This is a genomic window from Bradyrhizobium sp. SZCCHNRI3052 (genome assembly GCF_032484895.1).
GTDB lineage: Bacteria > Pseudomonadota > Alphaproteobacteria > Rhizobiales > Xanthobacteraceae > Bradyrhizobium.
The window spans coordinates 179,770-201,897 of record NZ_JAUETW010000007.1; the positions used below are offsets into that span (position 1 = coordinate 179,770).

Annotated in this window: 19 protein-coding genes and 1 tRNA gene; 14 read left to right on the forward strand and 6 right to left on the reverse strand. The window is 64.9% G+C overall.

Annotated elements, in window-relative coordinates; all coding sequences use genetic code 11:
- The first annotated feature begins 126 nt into the window (after nucleotides 1-126).
- The 4 genes from ribH (at nucleotide 127) to QW887_RS20370 (ending at nucleotide 4,631) form a co-directional block, all read left to right on the forward strand.
- A complete protein-coding gene (ribH, locus tag QW887_RS20355; protein ID WP_315752917.1) occupies nucleotides 127-618 on the forward strand; it encodes a 6,7-dimethyl-8-ribityllumazine synthase in 492 nt (163 codons plus the stop codon).
- A 1-nt stretch (nucleotide 619) separates the two neighbouring features.
- Nucleotides 620-1,129, forward strand: a complete 510-nt coding sequence (gene nusB / locus QW887_RS20360) for a transcription antitermination factor NusB (RefSeq protein ID WP_315752916.1) — start codon at nucleotides 620-622, stop codon at nucleotides 1,127-1,129.
- Between the two features lie 187 nt (nucleotides 1,130-1,316).
- A complete protein-coding gene (thiL, locus tag QW887_RS20365; RefSeq protein WP_316172055.1) occupies nucleotides 1,317-2,309 on the forward strand; it encodes a thiamine-phosphate kinase in 993 nt (330 codons plus the stop codon).
- Nucleotides 2,310-2,510: 201 nt separating this feature from the next.
- Nucleotides 2,511-4,631: a sodium-translocating pyrophosphatase gene (locus QW887_RS20370; RefSeq protein WP_315711448.1), complete on the forward strand. Its 2,121-nt coding sequence runs from the start codon at nucleotides 2,511-2,513 to the stop codon at nucleotides 4,629-4,631.
- An 85-nt stretch (nucleotides 4,632-4,716) separates the two neighbouring features.
- Here the strand turns inward: QW887_RS20370 and QW887_RS20375 are convergent, their stop codons facing one another.
- The 3 genes from QW887_RS20375 to QW887_RS20385 form a co-directional block, all read right to left on the reverse strand.
- Nucleotides 4,717-5,799, reverse strand: a complete 1,083-nt coding sequence (locus QW887_RS20375) for a DUF2336 domain-containing protein (RefSeq protein ID WP_316165175.1) — start codon at nucleotides 5,797-5,799, stop codon at nucleotides 4,717-4,719.
- 219 nt (nucleotides 5,800-6,018) lie between these two features.
- Nucleotides 6,019-7,026 carry a tripartite tricarboxylate transporter substrate binding protein gene (locus tag QW887_RS20380; protein ID WP_315752914.1) on the reverse strand — a complete coding sequence of 336 codons (1,008 nt, stop codon included), beginning with the start codon at nucleotides 7,024-7,026 and terminating at the stop codon, nucleotides 6,019-6,021.
- Nucleotides 7,027-7,182: 156 nt separating this feature from the next.
- The gene (locus QW887_RS20385) at nucleotides 7,183-7,644 is read right to left on the reverse strand and encodes an outer membrane protein assembly factor BamE (protein WP_315711452.1); all 462 of its coding nucleotides are present in this window, start codon (nucleotides 7,642-7,644) and stop codon (nucleotides 7,183-7,185) included.
- A 129-nt stretch (nucleotides 7,645-7,773) separates the two neighbouring features.
- Between QW887_RS20385 and QW887_RS20390 the strand changes: the two genes are divergently transcribed.
- The 10 genes from QW887_RS20390 (at nucleotide 7,774) to QW887_RS20435 (ending at nucleotide 16,732) form a co-directional block, all read left to right on the forward strand.
- Complete coding sequence (locus tag QW887_RS20390) at nucleotides 7,774-8,310, forward strand: ubiquinol-cytochrome C chaperone family protein (RefSeq protein ID WP_315711454.1); 537 nt, start codon at nucleotides 7,774-7,776, stop codon at nucleotides 8,308-8,310.
- 4 nt (nucleotides 8,311-8,314) lie between these two features.
- The gene (locus QW887_RS20395) at nucleotides 8,315-8,941 is read left to right on the forward strand and encodes a DUF177 domain-containing protein (protein WP_315827201.1); all 627 of its coding nucleotides are present in this window, start codon (nucleotides 8,315-8,317) and stop codon (nucleotides 8,939-8,941) included.
- 319 nt (nucleotides 8,942-9,260) lie between these two features.
- On the forward strand, nucleotides 9,261-10,322 hold the full coding sequence (gene plsX, locus QW887_RS20400; protein ID WP_315752912.1) for a phosphate acyltransferase PlsX: 1,062 nt from the start codon (nucleotides 9,261-9,263) through the stop codon (nucleotides 10,320-10,322).
- On the forward strand, nucleotides 10,319-11,293 hold the full coding sequence (locus QW887_RS20405) for a beta-ketoacyl-ACP synthase III (protein WP_315711459.1): 975 nt from the start codon (nucleotides 10,319-10,321) through the stop codon (nucleotides 11,291-11,293). The genes plsX and QW887_RS20405 overlap by 4 nt, the downstream gene beginning before the upstream one ends.
- Nucleotides 11,294-11,425: 132 nt before the next feature.
- On the forward strand, nucleotides 11,426-11,782 hold the full coding sequence (locus QW887_RS20410; RefSeq protein ID WP_315711462.1) for an integration host factor subunit alpha: 357 nt from the start codon (nucleotides 11,426-11,428) through the stop codon (nucleotides 11,780-11,782).
- 135 nt (nucleotides 11,783-11,917) lie between these two features.
- Nucleotides 11,918-12,481: a MerR family transcriptional regulator gene (locus tag QW887_RS20415; RefSeq protein ID WP_316194882.1), complete on the forward strand. Its 564-nt coding sequence runs from the start codon at nucleotides 11,918-11,920 to the stop codon at nucleotides 12,479-12,481.
- A gap of 216 nt (nucleotides 12,482-12,697) precedes the next feature.
- A tRNA-Pro gene (locus QW887_RS20420) sits at nucleotides 12,698-12,775 on the forward strand.
- A 276-nt stretch (nucleotides 12,776-13,051) separates the two neighbouring features.
- Nucleotides 13,052-14,602 (forward strand): dGTP triphosphohydrolase, encoded by a 1,551-nt coding sequence (gene dgt / locus QW887_RS20425; protein WP_316194883.1) that lies wholly within the window; start codon nucleotides 13,052-13,054, stop codon nucleotides 14,600-14,602.
- Between the two features lie 262 nt (nucleotides 14,603-14,864).
- A complete protein-coding gene (locus QW887_RS20430) occupies nucleotides 14,865-15,740 on the forward strand; it encodes a class I SAM-dependent methyltransferase (protein ID WP_316194884.1) in 876 nt (291 codons plus the stop codon).
- A 110-nt stretch (nucleotides 15,741-15,850) separates the two neighbouring features.
- Nucleotides 15,851-16,732 carry an AraC family transcriptional regulator gene (locus tag QW887_RS20435; RefSeq protein WP_316194885.1) on the forward strand — a complete coding sequence of 294 codons (882 nt, stop codon included), beginning with the start codon at nucleotides 15,851-15,853 and terminating at the stop codon, nucleotides 16,730-16,732.
- A 529-nt stretch (nucleotides 16,733-17,261) separates the two neighbouring features.
- On the opposite strand, the gene QW887_RS20440 is transcribed toward QW887_RS20435, so the two are convergent.
- From QW887_RS20440 to QW887_RS20450, 3 genes are all read right to left on the reverse strand, one after another.
- Nucleotides 17,262-18,821 carry an oleate hydratase gene (locus QW887_RS20440; protein ID WP_316194886.1) on the reverse strand — a complete coding sequence of 520 codons (1,560 nt, stop codon included), beginning with the start codon at nucleotides 18,819-18,821 and terminating at the stop codon, nucleotides 17,262-17,264.
- Nucleotides 18,822-18,936: 115 nt separating this feature from the next.
- Nucleotides 18,937-20,496, reverse strand: a complete 1,560-nt coding sequence (locus tag QW887_RS20445; protein ID WP_316194887.1) for an oleate hydratase — start codon at nucleotides 20,494-20,496, stop codon at nucleotides 18,937-18,939.
- Nucleotides 20,497-20,649: 153 nt separating this feature from the next.
- A complete protein-coding gene (locus QW887_RS20450; RefSeq protein ID WP_316165444.1) occupies nucleotides 20,650-22,125 on the reverse strand; it encodes an ABC transporter ATP-binding protein in 1,476 nt (491 codons plus the stop codon).
- Between the last annotated feature and the right edge of the window lie 3 nt (nucleotides 22,126-22,128).

The window sequence follows — 22,128 nt, forward strand, 5'->3', positions numbered from 1 at the left end:
CCTCATGGCGAGGAGGCGCCGATGTGTCGTCTCGCAGCATGAGGCCGATTTCATCTCGCCCTTCGCGACGCGGCCGGATGGCCGCTCCATTGGGGCGAGGCACCTGAAGACAATGGAAACAGAACCATGGCAGACGCACGGCGCGCGCCGCTCAAAGACCAGACCGACATCTCCGGCGCCCGCGCGCTGATCGTCGAGGCCCGCTTCTACGATGACCTTCAGGACGCCCTGCTGGAGGGCGCCACCGCCGAGCTGAAGGCGGCGGGCGTGGGCTATGATGTTCTCACCGTCGCCGGCTCGTTGGAGATTCCGGCGACTATTGCCATTGCGCTCGATGCTGCCGCGAAGGCCGGCAAGCCCTATGACCTCGCGATCGCGCTCGGCTGCGTCATCCGTGGCGACACCATCCATTTCGAGATCGTGTCGCAGGAATCCTCGCGAGCCCTGATGGATCTGTCGGTGGCGCGCGGCCTGCCGCTCGGCAACGGCATCCTCACCGTCAATAATGAGGACCAGGCGTGGGCGCGCGCCCGCGTCTCCGAGATGAACAAGGGCGGCGATGCCGCCCGCGCCGCGCTCGCCGTGCTGCGCATCAAACGCCGTCTGGCGCGAGGCTGACATGGCCGAGAGCAGCAACAAGCCAATCAAGGGCCCGGTCCGTGCCGGCGACCGCAAGGCCAATCGCCGTGGCGCCGCCCGTCTCGCCGCCGTGCAGGCGCTCTACCAGATGGACATCGCAGGCGCCGGCATCAACGACGTCCTGGCCGAGTTCGAGAGCCACTGGCTCGGCAACGAGGTCGAGGGCGAGCAGTATCTGCCGGCCGAGGCTGCGTTCTTCCGCGACATCGTCTCCGGCGTGGTGCGCGACCAGACCAAGATCGATCCGGTGCTCGATACGGCGCTGGAGCGCGGCTGGCCGCTGCAGCGGATCGAGGCGATCCTGCGCGCGGTGCTGCGCGCCGGCGCCTATGAACTGGAGCGACGCAAGGACATTCCGGCGCGGGTCGTCGTGTCCGAATATGTCGACATCGCCCATGCCTTCGTCGAGCGCGACGAGACCGGCATGGTCAACGCGGTGCTGGAGCAACTCGCCCGGCAATACCGCGCCGACGAGATGGGGCCGAAGTAGCGATGGGCGGCGCCGGAGCACGATCGCTGCGAACCGGCGCGATGCCAGTCTCTTTCCTCGACTGTCATCACCCGCGACGGCGGGTGATCCCGTATTCCACAGACGTTCAAGGGATACGGAAGGGCCGCGGCGTACTGGATCGCCCGGTCGAGCCGGGCGATGACAGCAGAGTGTGGGGGACGAGCGCGTGACCCGCGAAGCCTCCGGCGAAGATTCCCTGATCGCCCGCTACTTCAAGCCGCTGGCGACCGACCCCGGCGCGTTCGGCCTCCTCGACGATGCCGCGATCATTCCGGCCAATGGTGACGACATCGTCGTCAAGACCGACGCCATCGTCGAAGGCGTCCATTATCTCGCCAACGATCCCCCCGACACCATCGCGCGCAAGGCGCTGCGGGTGAACCTGTCCGATCTCGCCGCCAAGGGTGCGGTGCCCGCCGGCTTCGTCCTGACGCTGGCGCTGCGCGAGAAGGACGACGCGTGGCTGTCGGAGTTCGCGCGCGGCCTCGGCGAGGACGCGGCGGCGTTCGGCTGTCCGCTGCTCGGCGGCGACACCGTGTCGACGCCCGGTCCCGTGATGATCTCGATCGCGGCTTGGGGGAGGGTGCCCAGGGGCCGGATGGTGCATCGCTTCGGCGCGCGTCCCGGCGACCGGGTGATGGTGACCGGGACCATCGGCGACGCCTTGCTCGGCCTGCGCATCCTGACGGGCACGGCCGACGCCACGGCGCTGGCCGACGATGCCGCCGCGCGGGATATGCTGATCGGCCGTTATCGCACGCCGCAGCCGCGCAATGCACTGGCCGCGGCCGTGAGAGACTGCGCGACCGCCTCGATGGATGTCTCTGATGGCCTCGCAGGCGACCTGACCAAGCTCTGCGCCGCCTCTTTCGTGAGCGCCGACATCGCGCTGTCCGACATTCCTCGATCGCCGGCAGCGGCGAAGCTGCTTGCTGTCGGGGCCGCGCAGCTTGAAGGCATGATCTCCGGCGGCGACGATTACGAGATCCTCTGCACTGTTCCCGCAGCGCAATGCGCAGCGTTCCGTGCTGCAGCCGAGACGGCGGGCGTTGCCGTCACCGACATCGGCGCCATCGTCGAAGGGGCGCGAGCCCCGCGCTTCCTGGACGGGCAGGGCCGTCCCGTCACACTGACGCGGTTGTCCTTCAGCCACTTCTGATACCTATTTGCACCGCACAATGCGACCAAAGAAGCGTCTGAATTTGGAGCGGTTCAGGCGTCGCGGCGTTGCGTCATCATGGCGATTTTGGCAAGCTTCATATGTTCGAGGCGGCTCCGCCCGGAGCGGCCTGACAGGGGGCGTGCGTCGCACCATCGCGGCGTGACGTAGTTAGAAAAAGCAAAGAGCCGAGGAAACTAAATGTCAGCTTTATGGGTGATCGTGCTCTGCGGAGCGCTGTCGATCGTCTATGCGATCTGGGCCACACAATCGGTGCTCAGCGCGGACGCCGGCAATGCGCGCATGCAGGAAATCGCGGCGGCGGTGCGTGAGGGCGCGCAGGCCTATCTTCGCCGCCAATATACGACGATCGGAATCGTCGGCGTCGTGATCTTCGTGCTCCTTGCGTATTTCCTCGGCATGCTCGTCGCGATCGGCTTTGCGATCGGCGCGATCCTCTCCGGCGCGGCCGGCTTCATCGGCATGAACGTGTCGGTGCGCGCCAACGTCCGCACCGCACAGGCGGCCATCACCTCGCTCGCCGGCGGCCTGGAGCTCGCCTTCAAGGCCGGCGCCATCACCGGTCTGCTCGTGGCCGGTCTCGCGCTGCTCGGCGTCACCATCTACTTCGGCATCCTCACCGGCTTCATGAAGCTCGCGCCCGACAGCCGCACCGTGATCGATGCGCTGGTCGCGCTCGGCTTCGGCGCCTCGCTGATCTCGATCTTCGCCCGTCTCGGCGGCGGCATCTTCACCAAGGGCGCCGACGTCGGCGGCGACCTCGTCGGCAAGGTCGAAGCCGGCATTCCCGAGGACGATCCGCGCAACCCCGCGACCATCGCCGACAACGTCGGCGACAACGTCGGTGACTGCGCCGGCATGGCCGCCGACCTGTTCGAAACCTACGCGGTGACCGCTGTCGCCACCATGGTGCTGGCGGCCATCTTCTTCGCCAAGTCGTCGCTGCTGACCAACATGATGACCCTGCCGCTCGCCATCGGCGGCATCTGCATCATCACCTCGATCGCCGGCACCTTCTTCGTCAAGCTCGGCGCCAGCCAGTCGATCATGGGCGCACTGTACAAGGGCCTGATCGCCACCGGCGTTCTCTCGCTCGGCGGCGTCGCGCTGGCGATCGGGTGGCTGATCGGCTTCGGCAAGCTCGACGGCGTCGACTACACGGGCACGGCGCTGTTCATGTGCGGCGTCGTCGGTCTCGTCGTCACCGGCCTGATCATCTGGATCACCGAATACTACACCGGCACCGACTTCCGCCCGGTGAAGTCGATCGCGGCCGCCTCGGTCACCGGTCACGGCACCAATGTGATCCAGGGCCTCGCCATCTCAATGGAGTCGACTGCGCTGCCCGCGATCGTCATCATCGCCGGCATCCTGGTCACCTACAGCCTCGCCGGCCTGTTCGGCATCGCGATCGCGACCACGACGATGCTGGCGCTGGCCGGCATGATCGTCGCGCTCGACGCCTTCGGCCCGGTGACGGACAACGCCGGCGGCATTGCCGAAATGGCCGGCCTGCCCAAGGAGGTCCGCAAGTCGACCGACGCGCTCGACGCAGTCGGCAACACCACCAAGGCGGTCACCAAGGGCTACGCGATCGGCTCCGCCGGTCTCGGCGCCCTGGTGCTGTTCGCGGCCTATAACCAGGACCTGCAGTTCTTCATCGCGGATTCGGCGCACCATCCCTATTTCGCGGGGATCAAGCCGGACTTCTCGCTGAACAACCCGTATGTCGTGGTCGGCCTGCTGTTCGGCGGCCTGCTGCCGTATCTGTTCGGCGCGATGGGCATGACCGCGGTCGGCCGTGCCGCCGGCGCGATCGTCGAGGAGGTGCGCCGCCAGTTCCGCGAGAAGCCCGGCATCATGCAGGGCACCGACAAGCCGGATTACGGCAAGGCCGTCGACCTGCTGACCAAGGCGGCGATCAAGGAGATGATCATTCCCTCGCTGCTGCCGGTGCTGTCGCCGATCGTCGTCTACTTCCTGATCTATGCGATCGCGGGCGGTGGCGCGGCCGGCAAGTCGGCGGCGTTCTCGGCCGTCGGCGCCATGCTGCTCGGCGTCATCGTCACCGGCCTGTTCGTCGCGATCTCGATGACCTCCGGCGGCGGCGCCTGGGACAACGCCAAGAAGTACATCGAGGACGGCCATTTCGGCGGCAAGGGCTCCGATGCTCATAAGGCTGCGGTCACCGGCGACACCGTCGGCGATCCCTACAAGGACACCGCGGGCCCCGCGGTGAACCCGATGATCAAGATCACCAACATCGTGGCCCTGCTGCTGCTGGCGATCCTCGCGCATTGAGGCGCGCCGACGCGTCTTGACGAGCGAAGACCCCGCGGCGCGAGCCGCGGGGTCTTTTCATGAGGCTGTGTTGTTTGGTTGTTTGCTACTCGGCCGCGCGCTGCCGCGTCCGATAGCTCTGCAACGTGCTCTGCGCCATGCGCGGCTGCAGCTGCGAGAAGCTCGCCAGATGCTGGTCGAGCTGTGGGCGTGCGCTGCCGCTGGCGCTGGCCTGCATGAACAGCAGCGTCGTCGTCGTGACCCAGGACAAGTCGAGCGCCTTGGCGAGCACCAGGAGCTGGTCCGGCTGGTTGCGCACGAAGGCGCGCTCGACCACGTCGAGCGGCAGCTTGCACATCAATGACAGCGCCAGCGTGACCTTGTCGAAGCTGGCTTCCTTGGCGAAGCCGTGCAGTTGCGCCTCGTGGAGCTGGCCGGTCGCGTGCAGGAGCTCGACATAGTTCTTGGCGGTGACGAAATCGGCCGAGCGTGTCCGCGCGGCAGCCTGCAGATGGTCCGAAGCCCGCGCCACGGCGAGCTCGACGATCTCGGTCCGCGCCGCGTCGGCGCGGGCGAGCTGGCTGCGTACCGCGTCGGAGGCTTCGACGAACAGCCGGACCAGCACCTCGCGTGGGCTGTCGGGCCGGCTCCAGAGTTTCAAGGCGAGGCCGGGATCGTCGGCCGCCTTCGTCACCAGGCCGGAGAAGCCGTGATCGGAGAAGCGCGCGCCGCCATTGTTGGCGGTGTTCGAGACGACGGCCTGATTGCCGCGATCGACCAGAACGTCGGTGACGGATTGGGTGAGGATCTTGCGGTCGGAGATCGCGAGCAGATGCTCCTGGCCCCGGGTCTGCGCGGTCGCAACCAGGATCTCGTCGTCGAGCCGGTCGCTCCGGCGCAGCACGGGGCCTGCCACCGCAATCGTCTCGTCGCTGGCGAGCAGCCGGAGCAGCCGCGGCGGTGCATCAGGCAGGACCGCGAGCCGGCTGCCGAGCTGCGCCCGCGCCGCAATGGCGACGTTGTCGAGCAGCTTGGACAGCACGTGGTCGAACAGATCGACATGTTCTTCGGTGAACTTGCCCGAGCCCACCACGAACAGGTCGGTGACGCGCTCCAGGATCTCGGCGCGCCGGGAGACGTAGCGGCTGGCGAGAATGTCTTCGAGCTGATGGAGGACGCTGTTGGGCAAGGCACGGCTCACGCGATGGACGACGCCGACGCCTGCCCCTCGGACGATGATCGGACCGCATCCACGCGAGGTTGTCGGCCCGGCATCCGCCGACGGTATCTCGCAACCAGATCAAAGACACGCGGCCGCCATCTATCGCATCATCCCGCTTAAGGTGCCGTTACACCACGCCCCCCCATTCCAATGCTCCGCCGAGACGCGGCGCCGCCGGGCCCAGGGCTATTTCACGTCCATCTGCAGGCCTTCCTTCTGGATGATCGACGCGAATTTGGCTGTCTCGGCTTGGACGAAGTCGCCGAACTGCTGCGGCGTGCCGTAATCGGCCCGCGCGCCCATCGCGGCGATATTCTTGCGGATGTCCTCGCGCTCCAGCATCGCCTTGACCTGCAGGTTGAGCGCGCTGACGATCTCGGGCGGGCAGGCCTTGGGCAGGAATACGCCGAACCAGGACGAGACGTCGAACTTGGCCAGCTCCGGCGCGCTTTCGCGCATCGTCGGCAGGTCAGGCGCATTGGCGCTGCGTTCCGGCGTGGTGACGCACAGGCCAGTCAGCTTGCCCTCCTGCACCTGCGGCAGCGATGGAAACAGATTATCGAACAGAATCTGAATGTCGCCGGCGAGGGCGGCCTGCAGCGCCGGGCCGGCGCCGCGGAACGGAATGTGCGTCATCTTCAGCCCGGTGAGCTGCAGGAACCAGGCGCCGGTCAGATGCGGGCTCTGGCCGACGCCGGACGAGGCGTAGTTCAGCTTGTCGGGATTGGCCTTCAGAAAAGCGATCAGCTCCGGGATCGACTTGAGGCCGGTCGAGGGATGCGCCGAGACGATGTTGGGGATGCGGATCATGTTGGAGACCGCCTGCAACTGATCCGGCTTGTAGGCGAGGTTGCGGAAGATCGAATAGGCGATCGCGTTGGGACCGGGGTTGCCGATCAGGACCGTATGGCCGTCGCCCTTGGTGTTGCGCGCGACCTCGGCGGCGCCGATCGTGCCGCCGCCGCCGGAGCGATTCTCGACCACCGCCGATTGTCCCCACGCCGTCTGCAGATGCGCGGCCAGCAAGCGTCCCATCACATCGGTGCTGCCGCCGGGCGCGGCGGGCACGATCAGCTTGACCGTCTCGGTCGGACGCCAGTCGGCGAGACTCGCGCGCGGCAGGATGGCGGCTGTGGACAGCGCGGCGGCTCCGGACAGCAGCTTGCGGCGCGACAGCGCGATACGAAGAGCCAATGATTTCTCCCTGCCTGTGTTTTGCGGCAGGGTAGGGAAGATTGCGGCGCCAGAGCAAGCAGGCGAATGGCGCACGAGCTGCGCCAATCAGCGCAGTTCACCGGCTTTGTGCCGTCACCCGGAAACATATTCCGGACCGCGGCGATCGGGCCCGGATCAGTTGAAGCTGAGCAGCTTGAACAGCGGCGTCAGGTAGCTGAGCTCCTGGCCGGAGGTCGGCGTCGTGCGGCTGACGAAGTCGAAGATCTTGCCGTCCTTCATGCCGTAATTGGCGAGGCGGCGGACCTGGCGGTTCTTGTCGAAATAGATCGCAATGACGCGCTGATCGACCACCTTCTGGTTCATGAAGGCAACCGGGCGCTCGGCTCGCTGGGAGATGTAGTAGAATACCTCGCCGTCGAGTGTCGCCACCGTCGAGGGCGTGCCCATCACGATCAGCACCTGGTCCTGGCTGGCGCCGATCGGGATCTGCTCCAGCGCGCCCGGCGGCATGATGTAGCCCTTCTGGAACTGCTCGCCGGTGCAGGCGCCGAGCGCCAGGCAGGTCAGCGCGATCGCACCAAGGGTGCGCAGACGGGAGCTCAAGCCACGGGAGAGCAGGCGGGCAGTCGTTCGCATTGTCTGGGTCATCTTCTTCAGATCGGATCCCGTCCCCTTGCGTCGGGCAGGGCGTTGACGTACCGGGCAAACTTGCGGATTGCAACATGCCCCTGAACAGGGTCAGGGAAACTCGACCGCGGAACCGTCATGCTCTGGCCATTCAACCATCTCAGGAAATCCCGACCGTCCCCGCGCGGGACCATCGAGCCGATCTATGGCACGATCGTGGCACAAACCCGAGACCCGTTGTTTTATAGACACTTGAATGTCCCTGACACGGTCGACGGGCGGTTCGATCTGCTGATTCTGCACCTCTGGCTGGTGCTGCGGCGGCTGCGCGGGGTGGGATCGGACCTGTCGCAGGCGCTGTTCGACCGGTTCTGCGACGACATGGACGACAATCTGCGCGAGATGGGGGTGGGGGATCTCACCGTGCCCAAGCGGATGCAGAAGTTCGGCGAGGCGTTCTATGGCCGCACCGCCGCCTATGACCTTGCCTGGTCCGAGAGCGAGGCCCGGCTGGCGGACGCATTGCAGAAGAATATCTTGAACGGGGAGCATCCGGACAGCGCGGCCGGACTTGCCGCCTATGCGGCGCGGGTGGCCGCGCACCTCGCCGCTCTCGACGACAACAGGCTGCTCGGCGCCGGCTGGAGCTTCCCGCGGCCGGTTCAGCAGGACTAGCGACATGACCAGAGACAGAGACACCTCGCGCGAAACGGCGCGAGACCCTTCCAAGGACCCCTGGCGGGCACCGCCGGTGATCGTGGCGCAGATTCCGGATGCCGGCCTGCATCGCGAGATCGAGGCCGACGAGGCCACGCGCAACGCGCTCGCCGCGATTGCCGATCTGCGCGAGGTCATCTCGGCCCATGCCTCGTTCGACGTCGTCCAGAAGCGGGACGGCAAGGTGCATGTCGAGGGCCGTGTGCAGGCCCGGATCGGTCAGACCTGCGTCGTCACGCTGGATCCGATCGAGATCGAGATCGACGAGCCGATCGACCAGATGTTCGCCCCGCCGGAGCAGATTCCGGAGCTTGCCGATCTGGTCGAGGACGATCCCAACAGCGAGGTGGAGACGGCCGATCCGCCGGAGCCGATCATCGGCGGGCAGATCGATCTCGGCCGGCTCGCCGCCGACGCGCTGCTCCTGGGGATCGATCCCTATCCGCGCAAGCCGGGCGCCGTGTTCGAGCAGCCGGTGGCTGCGGCCGCCGAGCCGGAGGACCATCCCTTCGCGGCGCTGAAGGCGCTGAAATCGGCAGATGCCGCCGGGCCGGGCGCGGTCAAAGCGAAGAAAACGGGTGAGGATTGACGCGCCGTTGGGCAGGCCGGAAACGATCGATCCTGTCACAAAGCCTCTCGAAATCCTCTCAAGCTGCTGATTTCGATGGCAAAGGCGGGTCCCTGCCGGCCCCGGCCCGGCGCGGCGGTTGCAAAATGCATCGCTCCCGGGAGGTTGTTTCGACACGGAGAGACGCTATTGTCGCGCCCGGGTCGGGGTGCGACGAAAAGGCCCGGACGGCCTCTGGCCCGTCCATCGGCCGCGCAATGCCTCTGAACGACCGCCAAACACGGCCAACCAAGTCAAGGCCAAGACGAGACAAAGCTCGAGATCAGGTTTCCGGGACGTCATGCCTCAAAAGGTTCGAATCGCGCTGGACGCCATGGGCGGGGATTTCGGCGCGGCCGTCGTCATCCCCGGTGCCGCGATCGCGCTGAGCCGCCATCCGGATGCAGAGTTTCTGCTGTTCGGCGACAGTGCCAAGATCGTTCCCGAGCTCGACCGGCATCCGCGGCTGAAGGCGGTCTCGCGCGTCATTCACACCGATGTCGCCGTCAGCATGGAGGACAAGCCGAGCCAGGCGCTCCGGCGCGGCCGCAAGACCTCGTCGATGTGGCTCGCGCTCGAGGCGGTGAAGAAGGGAGAGGCCGACGTCGCCGTGTCCGCCGGCAATACCGGCGCGCTGGTGGCGATGGCGCGCTTCTGCCTGCGCACGCTGGACGGGATCGACCGGCCGGCTCTGGCCGCGATCTGGCCGACCGCGCGCGGCGAATCGGTGGTGCTCGACCTCGGGGCAACGATCGGCGGCGATGCCCACCACCTGGTCGCGCTGGCCGTGATGGGCGGCGCGCTGGCGAGCGTGCTGTTCAACAAGCCGAGGCCGACCGTCGGCCTTCTCAACATCGGTGTCGAGGAGATCAAGGGCCATGAGGAGATCCGCGAGGCGGCCGAGCAGCTGCGCGCGATGAACCTGCCGCAGCTCGACTATATCGGCTTCGTCGAGGGCGACGGCATCGGGAAGGGTGCCGCCGACGTGGTCGTGACCGAAGGCTTCAGTGGCAACATCGCCTTGAAGACGGCCGAGGGCACCGTCCGCCAGGTCACGGATTTCCTGCGCGGCGCGATCCAGGCGAGCTGGCTTGCCCGGATCGGCTATCTGTTGGCCCGCGGCGCCTTCGCCGCTTTGCGGGCCCGGCTCGACCCGCGCAAATCCAACGGCAGCGTGGTGCTCGGCCTCAAGGGCATGGTGGTCAAGAGCCACGGCGGAACCGATGCCGAGGGCTTTGCCTCGGCGGTCAGGGTTGGCTATGAGATGGCCCGCTACGATCTCCTGACCAAGATCAATCAAACACTCAATCCCGACGGCGGCGCGCCAGCGTCCGAACCCGTCGCCCAGGAGGCTGTCTCGTGACAATTCGTTCGGTCGTGCTCGGCTGTGGCTCGTACCTCCCGCAGCGGGTCGTGACCAATGCCGAGCTGGCAAGCCGCATCGAGACCTCGGACGAGTGGATCGTGCAGCGCACCGGCATCCGTGAGCGCCACGTCGCAGCCGACGGCGAGTTCACCTCGCATCTGGCGATCAACGCGGCTCGTGCCGCGTTGGCCGCGGCCGACGTCGATCCGCAGTCGATCGATCTGATCGTCTTGGGCACCTCGACCCCGGACAACACCTTTCCGGCGACTGCAGTGGCCGTGCAGAACGGCCTCGGCATCCATCATGGCGCGGCGTTCGACCTGCAGGCGGTGTGCTCGGGGTTCGTCTATGCGCTCGCGACCGCGGACAATTTCCTGCGCAGCCGCTCGTTCAAGCGCGCGCTGGTGATCGGCGCCGAGACCTTCTCGCGCATCCTCGACTGGAACGACCGCACCACCTGCGTGCTGTTCGGCGACGGCGCCGGAGCGCTGATCCTGGACGCTCAGGAGCAGGGCGGCACGGCAGCCGATCGCGGCGTATTGACCACGCATCTGCGCTCCGACGGCCGTCACAAGGCCAAGCTCTATGTCGACGGCGGTCCGTCCTCGACCCAGACCGTCGGGCATCTGAGGATGGAAGGCCGCGAGGTGTTCAAGCACGCCGTCGGCATGATCACCGACGTGATCGTCGACGCCTTCGATGCCACCGGCCTGTCGGCCGAGACCATCGACTGGTTCGTGCCGCACCAGGCCAACAAGCGAATCATCGACGCTTCGGCGCACAAGCTGCACATCGCGCCGGAGAAGGTTGTATTGACGGTCGATCGGCATGGAAATACCTCCGCTGCCTCGATCCCGCTGGCTCTCGACGTGGCCGTCAAGGACGGCCGCATCAAGAAGGGCGACGTGGTCTTGCTGGAGGCGATGGGCGGCGGCTTCACCTGGGGCTCGGCTTTGGTGCGCTGGTGAGCCTGCCGCGCGGCGGGATTACGCCTGAGATTGGCACTACGGCCTGTACTTCTATTCACGCTGCTGTTGACCACCGACGCTTAACCTCTTAATTTCCGGAGCGAATTATTCGCCGTGAGTTTGGGGCAGGCGATGGCGGGAACCGGAAAAACAGTCACACGCGTCGATCTCTGCGAGGCAGTCTACCAGAAGGTGGGGCTGTCGCGGACGGAGTCGTCTGCGTTCGTCGAGCTGGTCTTGAAGGAGATCACCGACTGCCTCGAGCGCGGCGAGACGGTCAAGCTATCGTCCTTCGGGTCGTTCATGGTGCGCAAGAAGGGACAGCGCATCGGACGAAACCCCAAGACCGGCACGGAAGTGCCGATCTCGCCGCGGCGGGTCATGGTGTTCAAGCCGTCCGCGATCCTGAAGCAGCGCATCAACGGCCAGCAGGGCAGCGGCAAGATGAACGGCGAGGCCAGCGCCGAGTTCGGCGCCGAGCCGGATTAGGGCCGAGGCCGTCGCCCCGCCGCATGTCGGCAGGGCCGTGTCGAACGCGTATCGTTCGTCCCGCGTACAGTTCGTCCAGTCTTTTCAGCGTAGTCTCCCACTTTCTTGTCAGCACGGTCGAAGGGGAACGGGCATTTGGACAAGGCGCCGGATGCGTTTCGGACGATCAGCGAGGTCGCGCAGGAGCTCGACATTCCGCAGCACGTGCTGCGGTTTTGGGAGACCCGGTTCGCCCAGATCAAGCCGATGAAGCGGAGCGGCGGCCGGCGCTATTACCGGCCCGACGACGTCGACCTGCTCAAGGGCATCCGGCGTCTGCTCTATGGCGAAGGCTACACCATCAAGGGTGTGCAGCGCATCCTGAAGGAGCACGGCGTCAAATCGGTCCAGGGACTGGCCGACAGCTCGGCCGCGGTCTCGTTTGGCGCGATGGAGGAGACGCTCGGCCAGGCGATGATGGAAGAGGAGCCGATCGGCGAGGCCGAGGTCGAATCGGAGGACGAGGAGGAGGAGGCTTCCGACGAGGAGGGCATCGACTTCCGCTTCGTCGACACCGAGGACGACATTCTCGACACCTTCCGCGTCGGCCCACCGACCCGCGCCGGCATGAAGCCGGAGGAGCGGGAGAAGCTCCAGGGCGTGCTCAAGGAGCTGCTCGACTGCCGCGCGCTGCTCGACCGGGCGATGAAGGACGTGTGAGGGACGCCTGCGGCCCTAGACCCAGGCTGAGCCGTCGGCGGCAAGCCATTTGCCAGTTCGGAGCCGCAGCGGCGCCACGAGTCGGCTGCGCTTCCCTCCCTCTTGCGGGGAGGGGTTTGGGTGGGGGTCCCCGGCCTCCGCTCGATCGATCGCCCCCACGAAACCCGCCGACCGTACCTTGCATCCCATCCCGATCACGGCTACAGGATCGGCCATCGGAGCGTGGCGCAGCCCGGTTAGCGCACTAGTCTGGGGGACTAGGGGTCGTGGGTTCGAATCCCGCCGCTCCGACCAATACTTGGCCGGGTTTCAGGGCATCCGGATTTCATTCAGGGTAACGGATCGGGTAACGCTCCCATCTACAGTTTTTTCATGTTGATGGCGCAGGGTTCGAATCAGATACTAATCCTGCCGACTGCAAGCCAAGGGGGGTCGTTGTGACGAAATTGTTAGACCGCGTTGACTCGGCTGCAACCAAAGGTGCAAAAAAGCATGCAGCGCAATTGCGTTTGTCGATGCTTAAGCGTGCCGGGCATTTTTCGCCGGCGACACGAACAATAAAGTTAAACCATGGCGCCAAAGGCCAAACTGTTATCGTCCGTACCAAGCCCAGCCGTTAGCGAAGGCGCAACTCTCCCGCCTCTTTACACCGCCGACGACATTAAGCGGGCAACTACGCCTGCGGCCGCAGACTTAAGTCCTGAGAAATATCGCAGCCAGTTTCGGCGCGATTACGCGCGTTTGATCCATTGTCCAGGGTTTCGCCGGCTGCAAGGGAAGGCCCAACTCTTTCCTTGTCAAGAGAATGATTTCTTTCGCAACAGAATGTCGCACTCATTGGAAGTGGCGCAGATTGCGAAGTCCATTGCTATCAAGATCAACGATGAGCATGGGTATTTTGCGATCAACAACATCGACACCGACTTGGTCGAGTTTGCCGGATTAGCTCATGACACGGGTCACCCGCCTTTTGGTCACAACGGTGAGGCGGAGTTGGATCATCACATGCTTGAGTACGGCGGCTTCGAAGGGAATGCTCAGACCCTTCGGATACTCTCGCGGCTCGAAAAAAAGCAAACTCAGACATATCCGCATGAGTCGCCGCTGCCAGTACAGTTTAGCGACGGCGTTGATGTGCGGGTCGGCCTGAACCTTACCTATCGATCGCTGGCGGCAATTCTCAAGTACGACAGGGAAATCCCGCGCTCAATGTCTGCGCGAAAGAAGCAGAATAACGATCGGCACGCTGTAAAGGGTTACTGTTGGCAAGACCGGGACATAGTGACTCGTGTCCGCAGCCACGTCGCGGGGGCTGATTTCGAAGGCGAAATGAAGACGATCGAATGCTCGATCATGGATGTCGCGGACGATATAGCTTACTCGACGTACGATTTAGAGGATGCTTTTAAGGGCGGCTTTCTTTCTCCACTTTCGATTTTGGCGATGCCGGATCAGCAAAAAGCTGCGATCGCCGAGAAAGTGCAGGCTAGTATCAATAAGAATTACGGCCATCTGTCCGCGAGTGAGCGCGAGTTCACCCTGGTGGAATACAACGCTACGCTTCGAGCGATTTTTTCGAATCTTCTGAATGCCGAACCCGGTTTTGGGCCGGAAGTGGAAGAGGTCGATATCGGCGAGTACAATGCCGCCCTCGTATCGGTCATGTCCGGGATGTCAGACGACCTCTGCTTCAATGGCTATTATCGGACGGAGTTCACCTCCGACTTGGTTGGCAGATTTATTCGCGCGGTGAACGTGTCCGATTTCGATGAGAAACGTCCCGCACTGACCAAGATTCGATTGAACATTGGCGAGTTCATCGCTGTGGAGGTCTTAAAGACCCTCGCGTTTAATGCGGTGATCATGTCACCGCGGTTGAAGTCAGCCGAGAATCGTGGTCGCCAGGTCATCGCGGAAATATTTGAAGAGCTATCGAAGGACGAGGGCTACTTGCTTATGCCTGATGACTGGCGTCGCCTGGTCGAAGCGAATCCAGACGACTCCGAATGGAAAAACAGGATGATCTGCGATTATATCGCCGGAATGACCGATGCCTACTGTGTCGAGTTTTACGAACGCATTCTTGGTCGTGCGGCTCCATCGATCCAAAAGCACTATTAGGATTGCAAAAGTTCAAGAGAGGGGACACGGCTCAATCATTGTGATCGGCCCCTGCGCTGCCAATTCAGGCGAGCGTCTGAAGCAGAATCAGCCCAACGCGTTTCTGGCCGAGAGAGCCAGTGCGCGGTTGCCCCGCGAGCGCGGTTGCGCCGCACAAGCGCGGCTTTTCAACCCGCCAAGCCCCGCCTAAACTGCACGAACAGGCCGACGGCCGCTTGCCGCCAAAGACCTTCTTCATTTTTGAATCGTGCCGAGTTCGCTCATGGACGCCGCTATTCCCGACACTTCCTTTGGCCATTTCGAGAACGCCGAGCAGATCGCCTTCTGGAACGGTGCAGGCGGCGGGCGCTGGGTCGCGCGCCGCGCCGAGATCGATGCGCTGCTGGCGCCGGTGCAGGAGGCGCTGCTGGAGCGTGCGGCGATCCAGGCGGACGAGCGGGTGCTGGACATCGGCTGCGGTTGCGGGGCGACCTTGATCGCGGCGGCCGAGAAGGTCGGCCCCGGCGGCAGCGTGCTCGGCCTCGACGTGTCCGCAGCCATGCTGACCGCGGCCCACGAGCTCGCCCCTGCCGATGCGCCGGTGAGCTTCGTGCAAGGCGACGCCATGGTGCACCACTTCAAGGCCGCGAGCGCCGATCTCGTCATCTCGCGCCTCGGCGTCATGTATTTCGCTAATCCGGTGCGCGCCGTGCTCAACATCCGCAATGCGCTGCATTCGGAGGGGCGCGTCGCGTTCGCCTGCTGGGGCGAGCTGCGCGACAACCCGTGGGCGCTGGAGCCGCTGCAGGCGGCCTATGACCACGTGCCGAAGCTGCCGGGCTTGCCGCCGCAGGCGCCGGACGATTTCGCGTTCGGTGCTCCCGAGTGGATGGAGAAGGTGACGACCGATGCCGGGCTGCGGCGCATCCGGCTGGAGCGTCACGACATCGCGCTCGACTTTGGCGCGGGCGCCGGCCTCGACAGCGCGGTGCAGACGGCGCTCGCGATCGGACCCGCCGGCCGTGCCGTGGCCGGGCAGCCGCCGGAGGCGGTGGATGCCGCGACGGCTGCTGTGAGGAAGGCTCTGGCACGCTACACCAAGGGGCCCGGCGTCATGGTGCCGGCCTCGTTCTGGACCGTGACCGCGGTCGATCCGTAAATCGATCCGTCGACCGAGCGCGCGCTGCGCCCGCGCGGCAAAGCCGCAAGATCGGTCGAGCGCGTCATGTCCGCCTGCGCTTAGCTGAAGCCGCCACGGAGCACGGAACGATGAAGGCGGCGCTGCGAAACTACCATGCGCGGATGCAGCGGGTGCTGGATCATATCGACCGGCATCTGGAGGATGATCTCGATCTGGACGCGCTGAGCAGCATCGCGGCCTACTCGAAATATCATTTCCACCGGCAGTTCACGGCGACCTTCGGTCTGTCCGTGAATCGCTACATCCAGCTCGCCCGCATGAAGCGGGCGTCCTATCAGCTGGCCTACAGCGATGCCCAAAGCGTCACCGAGGTCGCGATGGAGGCCGGCTACGATGCGCCGGACGCCTTTGCCCGCGCCTTTCGGCAACGGTTCGGGCAATCGCCGTCATCGTTCCGGAAATCTCCCGACCGGGAGCCGTGGCTTGCGGCCTTCGGGCCTCTCGACGACGCAAGGAGCAAGCTGATGCGGACGACCTATACCCCCGACGACGTGACGATTCGCGAGGTGCTGACCACGCCGGTGGCGATCATGGAGCATCGCGGCGACCCGGCCACGCTCGGCGCCACGATCCAGCGCTTCATCGCCTGGCGCAAGGCCGCCGGCCTGCACCCCCGAACCAATCCAACCTTCACGGTCTGGCGCTCCGAGCGTCGCCCGGCCTCGCCTGCCGACTACAGCGTGGACCTTTGTGTCGGGACCGACCAGCCGGTCGAAACGCAGGACGCAACAATCAGGGCCGGCGTGATCCCCGGCGGACGCTGCGCGGTGCTGCGCGTCGTCGGCAACACCCACAATCTGGAGCCGGCCGCGCTGTTTCTCTATCGCGACTGGCTTCCGGCCAGCGGCGAGGAGGCGCGTGACTTCCCGATCTATTGCCAGCGGTTGAACTTCTTCCCGGAGGTTCCCGAGCACGAGATGGCTGCGGACCTGTTCCTGCCGCTGAAATAGCGCCTGACGGCCGGTTTCCATCCTAAAAACTTGCAGCCAGGAGCCTTCTCAACCTTCGAGCACCGCAGAAGGCGGCTCTGAAGGGGAGAGGGGCCTTCGTTGGAGCGATTCTAGTTCCATTCGGGAACCGCGATCGGCCATGTCCGTTAACGATCGAGCAGCTCAATCGAGGCCCCACACCCTGACCTTGAACCTTTGCGCGCACGCGCGCACCAAACCTGTGTTCGGCTCGTTGTGGAGCCGGTTCCAGGAAATTTCAGACTGACATCGGGGTTCACCCCGATGTGCTGTTCATTGTCGTTGAAGGAGGCGCGTATGGTCCTCAGGACTTTGAAAGTTTCGCTGTCCGTTTTCGCCGCTGCAACCTCGGTGGTATCGCTGTTTGCCGTCAGCTGGGTCGGTCTCGCACTGCTCGGCTACTGACAATTCACGCAACAAGGATCGAGGCGCATCTGTGCCTCGCGAGACGGAAAGCGCGCCCGGATCGAGACTGATCCGGGCGCGCTCGTTCTTGCCGATGCGAGAGGCGTTATGCGAAGGCCTTCTCCATCGTCTCGATCAGCACGCGGAACGACTTGTCGTGGCGCGTGATCGGCGGGATCGCCCGGGTGATGCCGAGCAGCTGATAGACCGCCATCTGCGCCGCGCGCACCGAGTATTCCACCGTGAACACGACGTCGTCGGGGATCTCGACGAACTGGCTGACGAAGGCGAGGTTCTTCGAGTTCGCCGGCACCGGCAGCGGCCGGTCCGCCTTGTTGCGCGGCATGAACATGCTGGTGATGTAGGGCAGGCGGCAGGGCACGCAGGTCGCCTGGTCGAACACCGAGAGATCGAAGTTGAGGTGGCCGCAGAGCTCCTTGAGAATGTCGGCGCCGCCGCAATCGGCCATCGCCTTCGGCACAAAATTGCCGATGCGATCGGGATGCAGCGCATAGCCCCAGAACACCTGCACGTCGGCAGGCTGATCGACGAAATGCGGCTGGTGATACAGCACGACCGACATCAGCCAGTTGGATTCGGTGAAGGTGACGAGCCCGCCGGTGCCGGCGGCGTTGCCGCTGAACGCCTCCATCGCGTCGAAGAAGCGCGGATTGCGGCAGGTGACGGTGAACGATTCCCAGCAGGATTCCGGTATCGATGAGTTGAACGCCGCGGGATTGCCAAAATCGGGGCGGTCCTTCGCGATCTTCTCCCACAGCGTCCAGCCCTGGCTGTCCTGCTTGGTGAGCCGCGGCGGCGGTGCATCCTGGGTGCCCAGGCTGGTCGCGTCCGTCATCGAGCCGTTCTGCAGGAAGACGAGATCGTCGCTCGACAGCGCAATCGTCTCCGGCTGGCCGCTGCGATCCAGCATCAGGCGCTTGACGACGTGCTTGCCGGCTTCCGTCGCGATCTCCATGTCGGTGACGTCGACGCCGCCGGCGAAATTCACGCCATGGCCCTCCAGCCATTTGACGAGCGGCACGACGATCGCGTCGTACTGATTGAACACGGTGCGCTTGACGCCAGCCAGCGTCTCGATGCGCGGAAACTCGTTCATGAAGCGATGCAGATAGCGCTTGAACTCGACCGCGCTGTGCCAGGGCTGGAACGCGAACGTCGTCTGCCACATGAACCAGAAGTTCGTGGTGAAGAACGGCGGCGACAGCCAGTCGGTGATGCGGGAGTTGCCGAGCTTCTCCTCGGAGGCCTCGGTCAGCCGCACCAATTCGAGCCGGTCCTGCATGGTGAAGCCCATGGTGGAGACGTCGACCTTGTGCCGGTTGCGGTCGACGAGGCGCGCCTGCGAATGCGCGACATGGACCTTGTTGAAGGCGATCGTCTCGTCGCGCACGGTGCGGTTGGGATCGCCGGCATCGGGGATGGTGGAGAGCAGGTCCCACGTGCACTCGTAGTGATCGGTCGTCAGCATGCGGCCGCCGCGCAGCGAATAGGAGCCGTCGGGCAGCCGCGCACCATCGAGGCTGCCGCCATAGGGCAGGTGCTTTTCGAAGATCGTGATGTCGCGGCCTTCGACGCCGCCGTCACGGATCAGGAATGCCGCGCCGGCCAGTGCGCCGATGCCGCTGCCGATGAAATACGCCTTCATGATGGTTCACCCGGGATCGTGTGCTACGATCCGGGGCTTAGCCGCTGTGTTCCCTCATGGAACTGATCCAGGTCAAGCGCTGCGACGCGCGGTGATCACGATCTCGCGTGGTCCGTCAGGCGAATGATTTCACCACCGACTGCAGCAGCACCTTCAGCGATTTGTCGTAGGGCGTCACGGGCGGAATGGCCCGGTCGATCTTCAAGAGCTGATAGACCGCATGCATGGCCGCGCGCACCGAATATTCGATCGTGAAGACGGCGTCCTCAGGCAGCTCGACATATTGGCCGATGAAGGCGAGATTCTGCGAGGTGAGCGGCACCGGTAGCGGCCGGTCGCCAAAGCTGCGCGGCATGAACATGCTCATGATGTAGGGCATCCAGCACGGCACGCAGGTCGCCTCGTCGAACACGGCGAGCGGGAAGCGCAGATGCCCGCACAGCTCCTTCAGGATTTCGGCGCCGCTGCACTCGGACATCGGCTTCCCCAAGAAATTGCCGACGCGATCGGGATAGAGCCCATAGCCCCAGAAGATCCTGATGTTGTCGGGTTGGTCCGGAAAGTATGGCTGGGTGTAGAGCACGATCGACATCCGCCAGTTCGAATCCTTGAACGTGACGAGCCCGCCGGTGCCGGCGACATTGCCGGTGAAAGTCTGCATCGCATCGAAGAAGCGCGCATTGCGGCAGGTCACCGTGAACGACTCGAAGCTCGATTCCGGAACCGATGAATTGAACGCGGCCGGATTGCCGAACTCGGGGCGGCCCTGTGCGAGCTTCTCCCACAGGGTCCAGCCGTGGCTGTCGTCCTTGGTGAGCTGTTGCGGCGGAGCCCCGTGGCTGCCGAGGCTGGTCGCATCCGTCATGGAGCCGGCCGTGTAGAACACCAGATCGTCGTCGGCGAGATCGATCGTGCGGCTCGCGCCGTCCTGCGTCAGAGCAAGCCTGACGGCGCGGTGCTTGCCGCTGATGGTGACGAGCTCGATATCGGTGACATCCGTGCCACCGACGAAGTTGACGCCGTGGCCTTCGAGCCAGCGGACCAGCGGCTTGACGATCGAGTCATTCTGGTTGTGCACCGTCCGCTTGACGCCGCCAAGCGTATCCATCATCGGGAATTCGTTCATGAAGCGGCGCAGATAGCGCCTGAACTCGACCGCGCTGTGCCAGGTCTGGAAGGCAAACGTCGTCTGCCACATGTACCAGAAATTGGTGGTGAAGAAAGGCGGCGACAGCCAGTCCGAGATCAAGGAATTGCCGAGCTTCTCCTCGGAGGCCTCGGTGAGCCTGGTCATCTCGATGCGGTCCTGCATCGAGAAGCCCATGGTGGAGACGTCGACCTTGTGCCGGTTGCCGTCGACCAGCCGCGCCTGCGCGTGGGTGACGTGGAGCTTGTTGAACGCCACGGTCTCCTGGAGGATGGTCTCCTGAGCGTTGGTTTCGCAGGGAATGGTCGACAGCAGGTCCCAAGTGCATTCGTATTGCTCGGTCGTCAGCATGCGCCCGCCGCGCATCGAGTAGGAGCCGTCCGGAAGACGCGTGCCGTCGAGGCTGCCGCCATAGGGCAGGCGCTTCTCGAAGACGGTGATGTCCGATCCGGAGATGCCGCCGTCGCGGATGATGAATGCTGCGCCTGAGAGCGAACCGATGCCGCCGCCGATGAAATAGGCCTTCATGAGACCGACCTGCAATCTAAGGGTTTGAAACACAATAACGAAAATGCGGGCAGGCGCGGCGTATCACAGGCCGATCAAAGCCCGCCGGGAGCCATGTTACCCCGGCGCGATGAATTAGTCGTCAACACGTTGAAGTCGTTTCGCGGGGCCGGCTCAATGCCCCGCCATGTGGCGGCCGATCTCGGTGAGATCGGCACCGCTCGCCCGGGTCTCGTAGACCAGCTGGCCGTGGAACATCACCACGAGGCGGTCCGACAGTTCGAGCAGCTCGTCGAGGTCCTCGCTGACCAGGAGCACGGCTGCGCCGCGGTTGCGGGCGGCCATGATCTCGGCATGGATCTGCGCCACCGCCGCGAAGTCGAGGCCGAAGCAGGGATTGGCGGCGATCAGCACCTCGACGTCGTGGCCGAGCTCGCGCGCCAGCACGGCGCGCTGCACGTTGCCGCCTGAGAGTGCCGAGATCGGCGTGTCCGGCGTGCGGGTCTTGATCTTGTAGCGGTTGATCTTGGCGGTCGCGTCCTTTCGGAAGGCGGACTTGTTCAGCCAACAGCCGCCGCGCGCGAACGGAACGCGGTCGAAATCGCGGAGCGCGATGTTGTCTGCGACGCTCATGCCGCCGACGCAGGCGTTCCTCAGTGGCTCCTCGGGGAGCAGCGACATCTTGTGCCGGCGCATCTCGTCGCGCGTGGCGGAATAGGCTGCGCCGGAAACTCTGACAGCGCCGCTCTCGGCCTCGCGCTGGCCGGCGAGCACCTCGACCAGCTGGCGCTGGCCGTTGCCGGAGACGCCGGCGATGCCGACGATCTCGCCGGCGCGTACGGTCAGCGACAGGTCATGCACTGCCAGGCCTCCGGCGTCGTCGCGGGCGACCAGCTTGTCGATCGCGAGCCTGATCGCACCGGCCGCGCCGGTGCGCGCCGGCTGTACGGTGAGCTGCTCGGCGCCGATCATCATCCGCGCCATGTCGTCGGGGGTGAGCTCGCCGACCTTGCCGCGGCCGGCGAGCTTGCCGCGCCGGAGGATCGTGACCTCGTCGGCGAACGCCATGACCTCGCGGAATTTGTGGGTGATCATCAAAATGGTCAGCTCGCCGGCCTCGACCATCTTGCGCAGCATGCCCAGGACTTCATCCGCCTCGCCCGGCGTCAGCACCGAGGTCGGCTCGTCCAGTATCAGGAAGCGCCGCTTCAGATAGAGCTGCTTGAGGATCTCGCATTTCTGCCGCTCGCCGGCGGAGATGTCCGACACTTTGGCGTCGAGCGGCACGCGGAACGGCATGCGCGCCAGGAAGGCCTCCAGCTCCTTCTTCTCCTTTGCCCAGTTGACCACCGCCGGTACGTCGTCACGCGCCAGCACCAGGTTCTCGGCCACCGTCATCGCCGGTACCAGCGTGAAGTGCTGGTAGACCATGCCGAGGCCGAGCGCATGCGCATCCCTGGGGTTGTCGATTGCGCGCTCGCGCTCGGCGATCAGCACATCGCCCTCGGTCGGCCGATAGTAGCCCATGATGCATTTGACCAAGGTCGACTTGCCGGCGCCGTTCTCGCCGAGCAGCGCGTGGAACGAGCCGGGCCTGACCTTCAGCTCGACATTGTCGAGCGCGGTGAACGCGCCGAAGCGCATCGTCATCGC

Excerpts from the sequence above, each read along its gene's own strand:
- QW887_RS20385 (WP_315711452.1), bottom strand. The coding sequence starts at position 7,644 with ATGCGAACGACTGCCCGCCTGCTCTCCCGTGGCTTGAGCTCCCGTCTG.
- nusB (WP_315752916.1), top strand. The coding sequence starts at position 620 with ATGGCCGAGAGCAGCAACAAGCCAATCAAGGGCCCGGTCCGTGCCGGC.
- QW887_RS20370 (WP_315711448.1), top strand. The coding sequence starts at position 2,511 with ATGTCAGCTTTATGGGTGATCGTGCTCTGCGGAGCGCTGTCGATCGTC.
- ribH (WP_315752917.1), top strand. The coding sequence starts at position 127 with ATGGCAGACGCACGGCGCGCGCCGCTCAAAGACCAGACCGACATCTCC.
- QW887_RS20435 (WP_316194885.1), top strand. The coding sequence starts at position 15,851 with ATGAAGGCGGCGCTGCGAAACTACCATGCGCGGATGCAGCGGGTGCTG.
- QW887_RS20395 (WP_315827201.1), top strand. The coding sequence starts at position 8,315 with ATGACCAGAGACAGAGACACCTCGCGCGAAACGGCGCGAGACCCTTCC.
- plsX (WP_315752912.1), top strand. The coding sequence starts at position 9,261 with ATGCCTCAAAAGGTTCGAATCGCGCTGGACGCCATGGGCGGGGATTTC.
- QW887_RS20440 (WP_316194886.1), bottom strand. The coding sequence starts at position 18,821 with ATGAAGGCGTATTTCATCGGCAGCGGCATCGGCGCACTGGCCGGCGCG.
- dgt (WP_316194883.1), top strand. The coding sequence starts at position 13,052 with ATGGCGCCAAAGGCCAAACTGTTATCGTCCGTACCAAGCCCAGCCGTT.
- QW887_RS20445 (WP_316194887.1), bottom strand. The coding sequence starts at position 20,496 with ATGAAGGCCTATTTCATCGGCGGCGGCATCGGTTCGCTCTCAGGCGCA.
- QW887_RS20450 (WP_316165444.1), bottom strand. The coding sequence starts at position 22,125 with ATGACGATGCGCTTCGGCGCGTTCACCGCGCTCGACAATGTCGAGCTG.
- QW887_RS20430 (WP_316194884.1), top strand. The coding sequence starts at position 14,865 with ATGGACGCCGCTATTCCCGACACTTCCTTTGGCCATTTCGAGAACGCC.
- QW887_RS20410 (WP_315711462.1), top strand. The coding sequence starts at position 11,426 with ATGGCGGGAACCGGAAAAACAGTCACACGCGTCGATCTCTGCGAGGCA.
- QW887_RS20390 (WP_315711454.1), top strand. The coding sequence starts at position 7,774 with ATGCTCTGGCCATTCAACCATCTCAGGAAATCCCGACCGTCCCCGCGC.